Origin of the sequence: Myxococcus dinghuensis (genome assembly GCF_024198235.1) — a bacterium.
Taxonomy (GTDB): domain Bacteria; phylum Myxococcota; class Myxococcia; order Myxococcales; family Myxococcaceae; genus Myxococcus; species Myxococcus dinghuensis.
The window spans coordinates 332,457-346,441 of the sequence record NZ_JAKCFB010000005.1 but is presented as its reverse complement, the minus strand read 5'-3'; the positions used below and the strand labels follow the sequence as shown (position 1 = coordinate 346,441).

At 70.4% G+C, this 13,985-nt stretch carries 10 protein-coding genes; 7 read left to right on the top strand and 3 right to left on the bottom strand.

Translation table 11 applies throughout. The features are described from left to right. Positions 1-9 precede the first annotated feature (9 nt). Entirely contained in the window at positions 10-891 is an 882-nt protein-coding gene (locus LZ198_RS10440) for an MYXO-CTERM-anchored inactivated metalloprotease (protein WP_253971759.1), read from the bottom strand. Positions 892-986: 95 nt separating this feature from the next. Beyond that, the gene (locus LZ198_RS10435) at positions 987-2,336 is read right to left on the bottom strand and encodes a porin (protein ID WP_256559401.1); all 1,350 of its coding nucleotides are present in this window, start codon (positions 2,334-2,336) and stop codon (positions 987-989) included. A 372-nt stretch (positions 2,337-2,708) separates the two neighbouring features. Between LZ198_RS10435 and LZ198_RS10430 the strand changes: the two genes are divergently transcribed. The 7 genes from LZ198_RS10430 to LZ198_RS10400 all read left to right on the top strand — a co-directional run bounded on the left by LZ198_RS10430 (position 2,709) and on the right by LZ198_RS10400 (position 11,801). Further along, positions 2,709-3,833, top strand: a complete 1,125-nt coding sequence (locus LZ198_RS10430) for an outer membrane beta-barrel protein (RefSeq protein ID WP_253971757.1) — start codon at positions 2,709-2,711, stop codon at positions 3,831-3,833. A gap of 105 nt (positions 3,834-3,938) precedes the next feature. Further along, the gene (gene kdpF / locus LZ198_RS10425; protein ID WP_253971756.1) at positions 3,939-4,028 is read left to right on the top strand and encodes a K(+)-transporting ATPase subunit F; all 90 of its coding nucleotides are present in this window, start codon (positions 3,939-3,941) and stop codon (positions 4,026-4,028) included. Between the two features lie 13 nt (positions 4,029-4,041). Next, the gene (gene kdpA, locus LZ198_RS10420) at positions 4,042-5,760 is read left to right on the top strand and encodes a potassium-transporting ATPase subunit KdpA (RefSeq protein WP_253971755.1); all 1,719 of its coding nucleotides are present in this window, start codon (positions 4,042-4,044) and stop codon (positions 5,758-5,760) included. A gap of 3 nt (positions 5,761-5,763) precedes the next feature. Continuing rightward, a complete protein-coding gene (kdpB, locus tag LZ198_RS10415; protein ID WP_253971754.1) occupies positions 5,764-7,824 on the top strand; it encodes a potassium-transporting ATPase subunit KdpB in 2,061 nt (686 codons plus the stop codon). Positions 7,825-7,837: 13 nt separating this feature from the next. Then, complete coding sequence (gene kdpC, locus LZ198_RS10410; protein WP_253971753.1) at positions 7,838-8,482, top strand: potassium-transporting ATPase subunit KdpC; 645 nt, start codon at positions 7,838-7,840, stop codon at positions 8,480-8,482. Positions 8,483-9,138: 656 nt separating this feature from the next. Continuing rightward, complete coding sequence (locus tag LZ198_RS10405; RefSeq protein WP_253971752.1) at positions 9,139-9,972, top strand: TrmB family transcriptional regulator; 834 nt, start codon at positions 9,139-9,141, stop codon at positions 9,970-9,972. Beyond that, positions 9,969-11,801, top strand: a complete 1,833-nt coding sequence (locus LZ198_RS10400) for an aspartyl protease family protein (protein WP_253971751.1) — start codon at positions 9,969-9,971, stop codon at positions 11,799-11,801. The genes LZ198_RS10405 and LZ198_RS10400 overlap by 4 nt, the downstream gene beginning before the upstream one ends. Here the strand turns inward: LZ198_RS10400 and LZ198_RS10395 are convergent. Further along, the gene (locus LZ198_RS10395) at positions 11,779-13,941 is read right to left on the bottom strand and encodes a hypothetical protein (protein WP_253971750.1); all 2,163 of its coding nucleotides are present in this window, start codon (positions 13,939-13,941) and stop codon (positions 11,779-11,781) included. The genes LZ198_RS10400 and LZ198_RS10395 overlap by 23 nt on opposite strands. Positions 13,942-13,985: the final 44 nt, after the last annotated feature.

Below are 13,985 nucleotides of genomic sequence, written 5' to 3'. Positions count from 1 at the left end.
CCGGAGCGCTCAGCGTTCCTCGCGCCGACGCCTGTATCCGGCACCGAGCAGGAGCACGAGCCCCGCCAGCAGCGGGGCGGAGCCGGTGGCCGCACAGCCCGACTCGTCCTCGTTCAAGTTCTCGTCGACGGGCGTGGGCACGGAGCACCCGCCGGGCGTGGATTGCCCGCGCGGATAGAGGTCACAGATGCCCTGGAGGGTGCCTGGATCGATGACGCGGCGCCCGGGCTCCCCCCAGCTCAACTGGAGATACATCGTGGAGTCCTCGCGCTGCTGCAACGCCAGTCCGAGCACCTCTCCGATGGACCGCGTCACCAGCGCCTGGACGTCGAAGCCCATGCAACCCGGCTCGGCTCGGGTGGGGTTCGGGCAACGAGGGCCGTCTCCCGTGGAGAGCCTCCCGCTGCTGGGGTTGAGCTGGATGTCGGAGCCGACGATGGCGCCGGTCGTCGTGTAGAACGTCGAGATGACCTCCGTGAACTCAAAGGGGCCGTGATTCCAGCAGGCGTACTTCTCCGGGCAGGTGTCGTTTTCGTAGCACGCGTCGTTGGTGGGGACGACGTCCGCGCAGTGCTTCGGAGGGAAGGACACCCGCGTCGTGCCGTCCCGAGGGAGTGGCATGCCGGCGGGCACGTCCGGCCCTTGGACGAAGGTGATGTCCGAGCAGGAGGCCACCGAATCCTGCCAGGCCTTGAACGCGGCCTGGGTCGCGGCCCGCTCCTCCGCCGTCGGATGGTCCTCGATGGTGGTGAACGACCACTGCAGCGTCCGCTGCGGCTGGCACAGCGAGGTGCCGTTGATCTCCAGGCGGGTATAGGCCTGGGCCTGGGCGTCGAAGGCCGCGAGGAGGACGACGAACGGGACGAGGAGGGTGACTCTGGGCAGGGGCATGGTCCCGTGAGCCTAGGGGAACGCGATGACACGCCGCGCCCGGACCGAGCGGGCGCGGACGGGTCATCCCTGACGAACCGCGTGGTTCCCCTCCGTCAGAGCCGGAAGTTCGCGGCGACGAGCAGCAGCGTCTGCTCCTTGCGCGAGTCCACGGTGAAGTCCTCCGTGGGCCCACCCTGGAAGCCGTCCTCGGACGTGGTGCCGCCGCGCCCCGCGAAGTACGGCACGCTCGCGCGCCGCCACACACCCTCCAGCCGCAGGCCGAGGAAGTCCGTGGGCATCACCTCGAAGGTGCCCGTGAAGCCCCACACGCGCAGGTCCGTGCCCGGCTGCATGGCCAGGTCCGGCGGCGGGTACTGCGCCAGGTAGCGCGTGGGGTTGGTCATGTACTCGCCGCGCACGGTGAGCGACAGCCGGTCCTCGTAGAACCACGCCCGGTGCGCGATGGACGTGCCCAGCATGTACGCGTCCGACGCGCCGGGCAGCCCCGCGCCGCCCGACTCGAAGCCCACGTGGTTGTTGATGCTGAAGGCCAGCTTGGACAGGCCCTTCGCGCCCGGCGCGTCGAAGTAGCGCAGCAGGAGGCTGTCGTCGTGGTGGAAGCGCACGCGCGCGGCCACGTCCTTCGTGTCCGTGCCCACGTAGAAGTTGCCGAACAGCGTCAGCGACTCCAACGGGCTCCACCGCAGCGCGAGCCCCGCGGACGGCGCGTTGTTCCACTTCCCATACGTCTGCCAGCCGTTCATCAACCACGGCTCGATCTTCAGCTTCGGCGTGGGGAAGTACTGCGCGCGGATGCCCGTGAAATAGAAGGGCGTGTGGTCGCACACGAGCGAGCGCGTGTAGTTCCAGTTCTCCGCCAGGAGGTAGCTCTCCAGGCCGATGTACGACATGAAGATGCCGCCCTCGACGTTGAGGCCGGAGTCCACGTCGAAGTGGTAGCCCAGCGTCGCCTCGCGGATGTAGCGGAGGTTGTGCGCCGTCAGTGAGCGCCCGCGCGTCACCGTGCCGTCGAGGTCCTGGACGATGTTCACCATGTTGCCGGCCTGGAGGCTCAGCCGGCCGATGACGTTGCGGTAGTTCCAGTCGATACCGATGGACGCGAGGTTGATCTCGAACTCGTTGTGGCGACCCACGCTCGCGCTGCCCGTGAGCGTGTTGTCGCGCGGCCGGTTGAGGCTGAACGCGTAGTTCGCGTCGAGATACAGGCTGAGCACCACCGCGGACGAGAGCTGGAGCGGGAAGTCCTTCTGCCGGCTCTGCCCGTTCATCCACGTGAAGTCACCCCACGCGAAGGGCGCGGGGGCCGGGGCGGCGGGGGGCTCGGGGGGCGGCGCGTCCTGCGCGGAGGATTGGGAGGTCAACGCCAGGAGGCTGGCGGCGGCGACCGCGCGAGAGGCCGTGCGCGCCGCGATGGAGGAGACGAGGGAGGAGGTCGGGGACATGGCCCGCCGGCAAAGCACCCCGTATGCCCGCACCGCCTGGAGGCGACTCGCCGAGCAAGTCCAGACACTTGGCCGCACCCCAGCGCGAAGAAGCCCCGCGCGCGTCGTGCGTGATGAGAGGTGGACGACGAACCTCCGTGCAAATCGCACGACGACCGCCGCTGGGGGGCGTGAGCCCTCCCGGAGGGTTGCCTGCCCTCCTCGCTGGAGAGGCCTCGCCCCCAGTCGACGCTTCAACCTGCACGGCGCCGGGGGGCCTGTCGTGCAGGTTGCAACCGCGCCCCGGTGGACCTCCTCGCAACCCCTCGGAACCCCTACCGTCCGCGCCAGACGGGGTTGGTACGACGGGTGCTCATGCGGGGGGCACCGACCATGTCGCTTCTCGAACCTTCTCCACTGCTCCTCTCCTTGCTGCTCCGGCAGGCCGAAGCCGCGCCGTCGCCGGAGGAAGCGGCGTCCCCGTCCGAGCCCGCGGGCTTCTTCTCCCGCCTGCGGCCCGAGGGAGGCGTCGACGTGTACTACGGCCACAACTTCAACCGGCCCGCCGACGCCGCGAACTTCATCCCCGGCACCGGCACGTCCTTCAAGCGCGACGACGAGGTGGCCATCAACCTGGCCTCGTTGGGTCTGTATGTGGACCCGAAGCCGGTGGGGTTGAAGGTGCTGCTCGGCTTCGGCACGGGCGCGGACGTGGTCCACGCGGCCGAACCCGAGGGCGTCGCCACCGGGCCGGACCTGTGGCGCTTCGTGCAGCAGGCCTCCCTGACCTACGCCACCGGCAAGCTGACGCTGGAGGCCGGCATCTACCCGAGCCACATCGGCCTGGAGTCCTTCCAATCACAGCTCAACTGGACGTACACGCGCTCGTGGATGGGTGAGCTGTCGCCCTACTACCAGACGGGCCTGAAGGCCGCGTGGGCGTTCGATGACACCTGGAGCGCGCAGCTCCACGTGCTCAACGGCTGGCAGACCATCGGCGACAACAACCACGGCCTCGCGCTGGGCTCGCAGGTGGCCCATGCCGGGAAGAAGCTGTCCGCCTCCTTCAACACCTTCATCGGGGAGGAGGGCGCGGAGGGCGACGAGGGCCTGCGCCTGTTCGCGGATGTCGTCGCGACGTACGCGGTGACGGAGTCCTTCCGCCTCGCCGCCACGGCGGACCTGGGCACGCAGCGGGTCCCCGGCGCGGAGCGGGCGTGGTGGTACGCCGCGGGGCTGAACGCGCGCGTGCAGCTCGCTCCGCCCGTGGCGCTGACCGCGCGCGTGGAGGCCTACCGCGACGCGGACGGCCTCATGACGGGCGAGACGCAGACGCTCACGGAAGGCACCCTCACCCTGGAGGTGCGTCCCGCCGACGCACTCGTCCTCAAGCTCGAGGCGAGGCACGACCGCTCCACGGCGGCCGTCTTCGCCTCCCACGAAACCATGGCGGACGGCGCCCCCGTGCCGAAGGACTCCGAGACGCTGGTCGTGCTCGGGGCCACCGCCTGGTTCTGAACCCGGAGTCCCGCATGGACCTCATCCTCCTCGTCGTCACCATCGGCTTCTTCGCGCTCGCCTGGGGCTACACCCACGGCTGCGAGCGTCTGTGAGGTTTCACCCATGACCTTCGAATACGTCGCGGGCGCCACCCTGGCCGTCGCGCTCACCGTCTACCTCGTCTACGCCCTGCTCCGCCCGGAGCGCTTCTAGGGCCTCCACCGCCATGACCCTCATCGGTTGGTCGCAGATCCTGTCGTTCTTCGCGCTCCTGCTCGTGCTGACGAAGCCGCTGGGCGCCTACCTCTTCCGCGTCTTCGAGGGCGACACCCAGCCCCTGCCGCGCGTGCTGGGCCCCGTGGAGCGCGTGCTGCTGCGCCTGACGGGCGCCGCGGACCGTCGCGAGCAGACCTGGCTGGAGTACTCCGGCGCGCTGCTCGCCTTCAGCGTCGTCGGCATGGTCATCCTCTACGGGCTCCAGCGCGCCCAGCACCTCTTGCCGCTCAACCCCCAGGGCCTGGGCGCGGTGGGGCCGGAGCTGGCGTTCAACACGGCCGCCAGCTTCGTGGCCAACACCAACTGGCAGTCGTACGCCGGTGAATCCACCATGAGCTACCTCACGCAGATGGTGGGGCTGGCCTGGCAGAACTTCGTCTCCGCCGCCGCGGGCCTGGGCGTGGCGCTCGCGCTGGCGCGGGGCTTCACCCGCCGCCCCGGTCCGGAGGGCGCGAAGACGCTGGGCAACTTCTGGGTCGACGTCACGCGCGCCACGCTCTACGTGCTCCTGCCCGTCAGCTTCGTCGTGGCCCTGTTCTTCGTCTCGCAGGGCATGCTCCAGAACTTCGCGCCGTACCACGAGCTGACGACGCTGGAGGGCGCGAAGCAGACGCTCGCCATGGGGCCGGTGGCCTCGCAGGAGGTCATCAAGATGCTGGGCACCAACGGCGGCGGCTTCTTCAACGCCAACAGCGCCCACCCGTTCGAGAACCCCACGCCGCTCACCAACCTGGTGCAGATGCTGCTCATCTTCGTCATCCCCGCGGCGCTCACGTACACCTACGGGAAGATGGCGGGAGACACGAAGCAGGGGTGGGTGTTGTTCTCGGCCATGTCCCTCCTCTTCTTCGCGGGCGTGGCCGCGGCCTACGCGGCGGAGTCCCAGCCCAACGCCGCGGTGGCCAGCGCGGCCGTGACGCAGGACGGGAACATGGAGGGCAAGGAGGTGCGCTACGGCGTGCCGGCCTCCGCGCTCTTCGCCACCGTCACCACGGACGCGTCGTGCGGCGCGGTCAACTCCATGCACGACAGCTTCAACCCGCTGGGCGGGCTGGTGCCGCTGGTGAACATGCAGTTGGGCGAGGTCATCTTCGGCGGGGTGGGCGCGGGCCTCTACGGCATCCTCATCATGGTGGTGCTCGCCGTCTTCATCGCCGGGCTGATGGTGGGGCGCACGCCGGAGTACCTGGGGAAGAAGATCGAATCCCGGGAGATGAAGCTCGCGATGCTCTACGTGCTCATCTTCCCGCTGTTCATCCTCGGGTTGTCGGCCGTGGCGGCGGTGATTCCGCAGGGCGTGTCGTCGCTCAACAACGCGGGGCCGCATGGCCTGACGGAGCTGCTCTACGCGTTCACCAGCGGCACGGCGAACAACGGCAGCGCCTTCGCGGGGCTCAACGCCAACACGCCCTTCTGGAACATCTCGCTGGGGCTGGCGATGCTCGGCGGGCGCTTCCTGATGATCGTCCCCGCGCTGGCCATCGCCGGCTCCATGGTGGGCAAGAAGGTGGTGCCGGTGGGACCGGGCACCTTCCCCACCAACGGCGCGCTCTTCACCGGCCTGTTGGTGAGCGTCGTCCTCATCGTCGGCGCGCTCACGTTCTTCCCCGCGCTCTCCCTGGGCCCCATCGTCGAGCACTTCCTCGCCGGGGCTGGAAAGGTCTACTGAGCCATGAGCTCCGCATCCTCGAAGCCCGCGTCGCTGTTCGACGCGTCCCTGCTCAAGCCGGCGCTGGTGGACAGCCTGAGGAAGCTCCACCCGCGCGACGTGGCCCGCAACCCCGTCATGTTCGTGGTGTGGGCCGGCAGCATCCTCACCACGGTGCTGGTGGTGAAGGACCTGGTGTCGCCGCGCACCGACGGCGCGCCGCTGTGGTTCACCGTGTCGGTGACGCTGTGGCTGTGGTTCACCGTCCTCTTCGCCAACTTCGCGGAGGCCGTCGCGGAAGGGCGCGGCAAGGCCCAGGCCGGCGCGCTGCGCAAGATGCGCAAGGACACCACCGCGCGCCGCCTCGCCAACGGCGTCGAGGAGCGCGTGCCCGCGCCCGACCTGCGCAAGGGAGACCTGGTCGTGTGCGAGGCGGGCGACCTCATCCCGGGGGACGGTGAGGTGGTGGAGGGCATCGCCAGCGTGGACGAGTCCGCCATCACCGGCGAGTCCGCGCCGGTCATCCGCGAGTCGGGCGGAGACCGCTCCGCCGTCACCGGCGGCACCAAGGTGTTGTCCGACCGCATCGTGGTGCGCATCGCCGTCAATCCGGGTGAGTCCTTCCTGGACCGGATGATTGGCCTGGTCGAGGGCGCGGCGCGGCAGAAGACGCCCAACGAGGTGGCGCTGCACATCCTCCTGGTGGGGCTGACGGTGGTGTTCCTGCTGGCGTGTGTGTCGCTGGTGCCGCTGGCGCTCTACTCGGGCGTGCCGTTGTCGGGCACCGCCGTGGTGGCGCTGCTGGTGTGCCTCATCCCCACGACGATTGGTGGCCTGTTGAGCGCCATCGGCATCGCGGGCATGGACCGGCTGCTGCGCAAGAACGTGCTCGCCATGAGTGGCCGCGCGGTGGAGGCGGCGGGCGACGTGGACACGTTGCTGCTCGACAAGACGGGCACGATCACCCTGGGCAACCGCATGGCCACGGAGCTGCTGCCCATGCCGGGTATCCGCATGGAGGACCTGGCGGAGGCGGCGCAGTTGGCGAGCATGGCGGACGAGACGCCGGAGGGCCGCTCCATCGTCACGCTGGTGAAGGACACCTACAAGATGCGTCCGCGCGAGCTGGCGGCGCACCACGCGACGTTCGTGCCCTTCACCGCGCAGACGCGCATGAGCGGGTGCGACCTGTCGGAGCCCCAGCCGCGCAGCATCCGCAAGGGCGCGGTGGACGCCATCGTCAAGCACGTGCAGGCGCAGGGCGGCGCGGTGCCGGCGGAGCTGGCCACGGTGTCGGGCCGCATCGGTGACGCGGGCGGGACGCCGCTCGCGGTGGCGGACGGGGCGCGGCTGCTGGGCATCGTCCACCTGAAGGACGTGGTGAAGGGGGGCATCAAGGAGCGCTTCGACCGCTTCCGCGCCATGGGCATCCGCACGGTGATGATTACGGGCGACAACCCGCGCACGGCGGCGGCCATCGCCCGCGAGGCGGGCGTGGACGACTTCCTCGCGGAGGCGACGCCGGAGGCGAAGCTGGCCCTCATCCGCACGGAGCAGGGCAAGGGCAAGCTGGTGGCGATGACGGGCGACGGCACCAACGACGCGCCCGCGCTGGCCCAGGCGGACGTGGGCGTGGCGATGAACACCGGCACCCAGGCGGCGAAGGAGGCGGGGAACATGGTGGACCTCGACTCCAACCCGACCAAGCTGCTGGAGGTGGTGGAGGTGGGCAAGCAGTTGCTCATGACGCGCGGCACGCTCACCACGTTCTCCATCGCCAACGACGTGGCGAAGTACTTCGCCATCCTCCCGGCGCTGTTCATGGGGGTGTTCCCGCAGATTGCCCCGCTCAACGTGATGCGGCTGACGTCGCCGTTCAGCGCCATCCTCGCGGCGGTCATCTTCAACGCGCTCATCATCATCGCGCTCATCCCGCTGGCGCTGCGCGGCGTGCGCTACCGCCCGCTGGGCGCGGCGGCCCTGCTGCGGCGCAGCCTGCTCATCTACGGCGTGGGCGGCGTCATCGTCCCCTTCATCGGCATCAAGGCCATCGACGTGCTGCTCACCACCGTGGGCCTGGCCTGAAAGGATTCACATCATGGTCTCCACCCTCGTCATCGCCCTGCGCGCCTGCGTCGTCACGCTGGTGCTCACGGGTGTGCTGTATCCGCTCGCCGTCACCGGCGTGGCCCAGGTGCTCTTCCCCCACGAGGCCCGGGGCTCGCTGGTGAAGGACGAACAAGGCCGCGTGGTGGGCAGCGCCCTCATCGGCCAGGGCTTCTCCCAGCCCGGCTACTTCCAGCCGCGTCCCTCCGCCGCCGGCGCGGGTTACGACGCGGCCGCGTCCTCCGGCAGCAACCTGGGGCCCACGTCGCAGAAGTTGAAGGACCGCGTCACCGAGGAGGCGGCGCGGCTGCGCAGGGAGAACCCGGACGCGCAGGGGCCCATGCCGGCCGACCTGGTCACCACCTCCGCGTCAGGCCTGGACCCGCACCTGTCGCCGGAGGCCGTGCGCTGGCAGGCGGTCCGCGTGGCGCGCGCGCGCGGCGTGGCGGCCGAGCGCGTGCTCGCGCTGGTGGACACGTACGTCGAGGGCCGCACCCTGGGCGTGCTGGGGGAGCCGCGCGTCAACGTGCTGCTCCTGAACCTCGCGATGGATCGGCAGTTCGGCCGGCCCTCGCGTCCGCCGTCTCCGCCGATGGGCGCCATCGCGCCCGCCGCGGGCGGTATCGGGCTGCCGTGAAGGGGATGTGAAGAAACCCGCCCGCGGGCTGGAGGTCGGCTTCACCAGATTCTGGATGAAGCCGTCGCAGCCCGCGGGCACCTGCACCGCCGCCACCGCGTCCAGCGGAAGCGGCGAATCGCTACTCCTGGGCCAGGTCAGGCGCGGCCGAGCTGCAGTTCGCCGTGCAACTGATCTTCTTGGTCGAGCAGGCCACGAGACACCCGATCTGCGCCTCACCGCTGCTCGGACAGGCATTGGCGCACTTCGTGTACGCCCTATCGCAGGCGTCCGTGCACGCGGAGGTCGCTTCGACCGGAGCGGCCTCCTCCTCGAGGCTCCCAGACATTTCAGGACCGCAGCCTGCCATGAAGAGCACCGCACCAATCATCGCCACCAACGTCATCCGACTGCGCATGTTGGAACCTCCCTGGGGTGTGAGGGGGCGGACGTCGTAGCGCACTCGGAGCGTCGTCTTCCGTCGCGGCGCGCGAAGTGTCGTGCATCCGCCACTCCGCGCGGGCAGGCGACCTGGGGGGCGCAGGCGCCCACGCACCGCTTCCCGCGCGGCGGACCTTCACGGGCGGCCTGCTTCCCACGGGACGCCGAGTCACTCACGGAGCCCGTGAGCCCGTCTCGCTTGACTATGATTACTGCGCGGTAATAACAGTCTCCGCATGAACGCGGACGAAGGGCTCGTGTCCCTCGGGTTCACCGAGGTCGAGGCGCGGGTGTACTGCGAGTTGCTGAAGGGCGCGCCCGCGACCGGGTACCGGCTGGCGCAGGCGCTGGGGAAGGCGCCTCCGAGCATCTACCAGGCGCTCGCCTCCCTGGAGCTGAAGGGGGCGGTGCTGGTGGAGGAGGGGGAGCCCCGCTCCTTCCGACCGGTGCCTCCGGACGAGGTGCTCGCGGCGTTGCAGCGTGGCTTCGAGACACGCAAGCGCGAGGCCTCGAGCGCGCTGAAGAAGCTCCACTCCCCGGCGCAGGACGACCGCATCTACCACCTCAAGAGCACCGCGCAGGTGATGGAGCGCGCGCGGGCGATGATTTCCGGCGCCAAGGAGGTCTTGCTCTTCGACCTCTTCCCACCGCCCTTCGCGGCCCTCGCTCCGGTCCTCACCGAAGCGAGCGAGCGGGACGTGGCCATCGCGGGGATGGTCTACGACGAGACGCCCAAGCTGCCCTTCGACTGCGTGCGCTCCTCCGACGCGGACTTCGTCCGGGAGCGCTGGCCGGGCGCGCAGCTCACGCTCGTGGTCGATGCCCGCGAGTTCCTGGTGGCGCTCCTCACCCCGGATGGCACCGGCGTCAAGCAGGCCATCTGGAGCGACAGCGGCTACCTCGCCTGTCTCCAGCACAGCGGGCTGTCCGCGGAGGTGCGGCTGAGCGCGCCCCAGTCCGCGCGCGCACGTCTGTCCCGGTCCTTCTCCCTCATCGGCTCCAGTCCGCCCGGGCTGCGTCGACTGGTGGGACGACCTTCCTCCTCTTCCAATCGCGGAGCCACGACATGAGAGTCCTCGTTCCCATCTGGATGGCCCTGACGCTCATCCTCGTCCCCGCCTCGTCCAGGGCGGCGGACGCGGTCCAGGCGCTCATCGCGCGGCACCTCGCGTGGCGGGGCGGAGACGCGTTCGCGCGCCTGGAGAGCCTCCACGCGAAGGGGAAGACGGCGACGGGCGGACTCCAGGGGACGATGGAGTCCTGGCGCCACCGGGACGGCCGGGTCCGCCAGGACGAGGACTATGGCGTGGTGCGGGAGTCGAGGGCCTTCACCGCCGAGGACGGTTGGAAGCGGAACGCCAGCGGCCAGGTCGAGGACGCACCGGCCACCGACGCGCGCGACGCACGACACCGGGTGGCGCTCGACTTCGGGACCGCGTTGAGGGGCGGCGCGGGCGCGACGCTCACCGCTCGGCCGGACGAGCAGCGGGATGGCCACACGTGGAAGGTGGTGCGCGTCACCTTCGGCGACGAGGACCTCTATGACCTGTTCCTCGAGGAGTCCAACGGGGCCCTCCACGGCCTGCGCATCCGCGAGGACAACGTCACGCGCTTCGTGCGGCTGGGAGACTGGCGTGAGGTGCAGGGCGTGCGCATGCCCTTCCTGGAGGAGGAGTTCGACGAGAACCCCGAGTCGAACGGACGGACCGTGGTGGAGGCGCTGGAGGTGAACGTGCCCATCCCGCCCGCCGTCCTCGAGCGACCCCCGCAGGCGCTCACGGCGACCTTCGCGAACGGCCGCCACGGCACGGGCTTCATGCCCTTCGAGTTCTTCAACGAGAACCGCGTCTTCATCCCCGCGCAGGTGAACGGCCACGCGACGTCGGTGCTGTTGGACAGCGGCGCGGAGATGACGGTGGTCGACACGGCCTATGCGCGCGAGCTGGGCTTGAAGACCGAGGGGCAGGTCGCGGCGGTCGGCAGCGGGGGACAGGCCCAGGCCCAGTTCGCCGGAGGCGTGGACATCACCCTGGGCGACCTGCGCCTGAAGGGGCTGACGGTCGTCGTCATCGACCTGTCCGAGGTCTCGCGGCAGTTGGGGCACCCGCTGCCCGTCATCCTGGGCAAGGAGGCCTTCAACCCGCTCGTCGTGGACGTGGACTTCCCGAACCGGCGCGTCGCCTTCCACGAGGCCTCGGGCTTCAAGGCTCCGCGCGGCGCGGTGCGCCTGCCGCTCGTCGAGTCCGCGGGCGGGCAGCGCGAGGTCCTGCTCTCCGTCGAGGGACGGCCCGCCATCCCGGTGCTGTTCGACGTGGGCAATGGGGGCGCGCTCTCACTCTTCCCCGCGTACTGGCAGAAGGAGGGGTTGCTCGCGGGGCGGCGCAGCTCCAAGACGTTGTCGGGCGCCGTGGGTGGGCTGCGGGAGCGGGATGTGGCGACGCTGAAGTCCGTCGAGCTCGCGGGCGTCACCTTGAGGAACGTGCCCACCGTGTTCGACGACGCGGGCAACAGCATCTCCACCTCGGACCGGCTCCTCGGCAACCTGGGGCTCGCCATCCTCGCCCGCTTCCGGATGGTGACGGACTACGCGACCGACACGTTGATGCTGGTCCCCGATGCCCGCGCGTTGCGGCAGCCGTTCCGCAAGGACCGGTCCGGACTGATTGCGCTCCCTTCGGAGGGGCGGCTGGTGGTGAAGCTGGTGGCTCCGGGGAGCCCGGCCGCCGTGGCGGGTTGGAAGCCGGACGAGGAGGTCGTCGCCATCGACGGGAAGGCCATCGGCGCGGACTACTCGCGCTCGGAGCTCGCGAACTGGCGGTATCGCCCCGCCGGGCAGACCGTGGTCCTCACCCTGAAGGACGGCGGCAAGCGCCGGCTCACCCTGCGCGACTACTACTGAGGGGTGGGCGCTGGTCGGGGGGAATCCGCTTCCTCCACGACAGCCCCATCGCGAGGAGGAGCACGGCGAGGGACACGAGGCTGACGGCATCGCCGGCCCACATGATGGATGGACGCCGGTATTCCAGCCGCAGCGTCCCCTGGCCGATGCCGAGCAGGTGGGGATAGGCGCGGAACAGCGGCTGCTCCACGCCGCGCGCGTCCACGAGCCGCATGCCCGGGAACCACGACAGCTTGACCTTGAAGAGGCGGGGCCCGTCGTCGGGCAGCTCCAGGACATAGGTCCCTCGGCCCTCCTTGCGGAGCCCGGCGGGTTCGGGGGGCCGGTGCACGGTGGGGCCCGCGCGGTCGAGCGCCTCGTGCAGCGGCTGCCAGTCCGCGTCCTCCACGAGCGTCTGCCGCAGGTGGATTCGCGCCTCGCACGCGGGGCCCATGGGGTGGAAATAGGCGTTGTAGAAGTTCGGGGCCGCGCGCTCGTAGGGCATCAGCTCCGAGGGCGGGAACAGCTCCACCGCGGCGTTGAGCGCGGGGCCTCCGGGGAGGTCCTCGCGAGGCTCGGCGCGGAACGTGCGGAAGGGCACCCCGTTCACCGAGAACGACGGCTCGGCGACGAGGCGGAAGCGGGAGGTGCCTCCCTGCTCCAGCGTCCGCGCGTGGCACGCGGCGCGGGAGGTGAGGGCCTCCAGCGGTGTGCCCGCGTCTTGTGGCCGGGCCGTCAGCACGCGCGCGTCCACGGAGAAGCGGGTGATGTTGAAGTCCGCGAGGAAGTGGTCCAGCACGCACTGCTGGAAGGGACACGCGAAGGCGCCGAAGAAGAAGTGGTCGAGGATGACGGGGCGTCCCACCAGCGTGGCCATGTACGAGCTGACCAGGTGGTTGGCGGTGTTGCTCTCCCAGAAGAGTCCCTTGGGGCCCCGGAACGATTCGTCCATCGCGCCCAGGTAGCTCTCCACCGCGAAGTCGAAGGGGCGCCGGAACTCGAGGACGAAATGGCGCCCGAAGCTCGCGTCACGCGGAGGCTCGACCTCCCACGCGAACCGGCTCCCGGCCACGAGCCTCCCGGGGTGGGTGAAGCCGGAGCGCAGCGGGAAGAACACCGCGACGAGCACCAGGGCCACCAGGGCCGCGCCCCGCGTCAGGTGTGCCCGGGCGCGTCCCACCGAGGGGACCGCGTCGAGCACCGCCGCCACCACCGCGGGCACCAGCACGAGGCCGCAGATGTCGAAGCGGTAGTAGTGCAGCGCGGGCAACCAGGGTGCGCCCTCGAAGGCGCGGGCGAACAGCGAGGGGACGAGCAGGGCCACCACACCCGCCGCGAGCCAGCGCATCTCGCGCGTCCACCCGAGCACCACCACCCCCAGGCACGCGAGCGCGATGCTCCCGCCGGTCTGCTCGACCGTGACGAGGTTGCGGACCATCAGCCCGCGGTAGGCGAGGAACGGCAGCCAGAAGAAGGCGCTCAGTCCGGCGCCGAGCACCAGCGCGCCCACGAGCCGGGGGCTCCGGAGCAGTCGGGGCAGGGCGAGCAGCACGAGCACGCCCGCGGCCAGTCCCATGATGAGGTGCGACAGCACGACCCCGGCCAGGGCCAGGGCCAGGGGGAGGGGGCGCGGCGTGCCGTACAGCTCGGCCACCACCACGAAGAAGAACGCCGCGCCGAGGAACTGGCTGGTGATGCCGACCCGGATGAGGTCGAGGAAGCACAAGCCCTGCGCGAAGCCCTCGCCCTTGTGGGTGTAGAAGAGCGCCACCGAGCCGAGGACGAAGAGCCAGCGCGCCCACGTCCGCTCGAAGCGCAGGGCCAACGCGCCGGCGCCCGCGAAGTAGCCGACCACCAGCAGCGAGAGGAACACCGAGAAGGTGGTGAGCGGCTCCAGCGGCAGCCAGAGCAGCGCCCCCAGCAGGAGGTCCTCCAGGGGCGGGTAGAACAGGTTCTGGACGTAGCCCAGGAACGCGCTGTCGTTGAACTGGTGGAAGTACCCGCGGTGCAGCGCCATGCCGCTCGCGAGGTGGCCCGCCACGTCGATGCTGAAGACATCCAGCCGCGTCGCGATGAGCGCCGCTCCGTAGAGCGCCGCGACGCCGAGGAACGCGCAAGGCGCGAGGGGGTGGGCGAGGACGCGGAGGGACAGCCGCTTCATGGAGGAAGGCGCGAGGTGGGCGCGGCGTCAGGACGCGAGGGAGG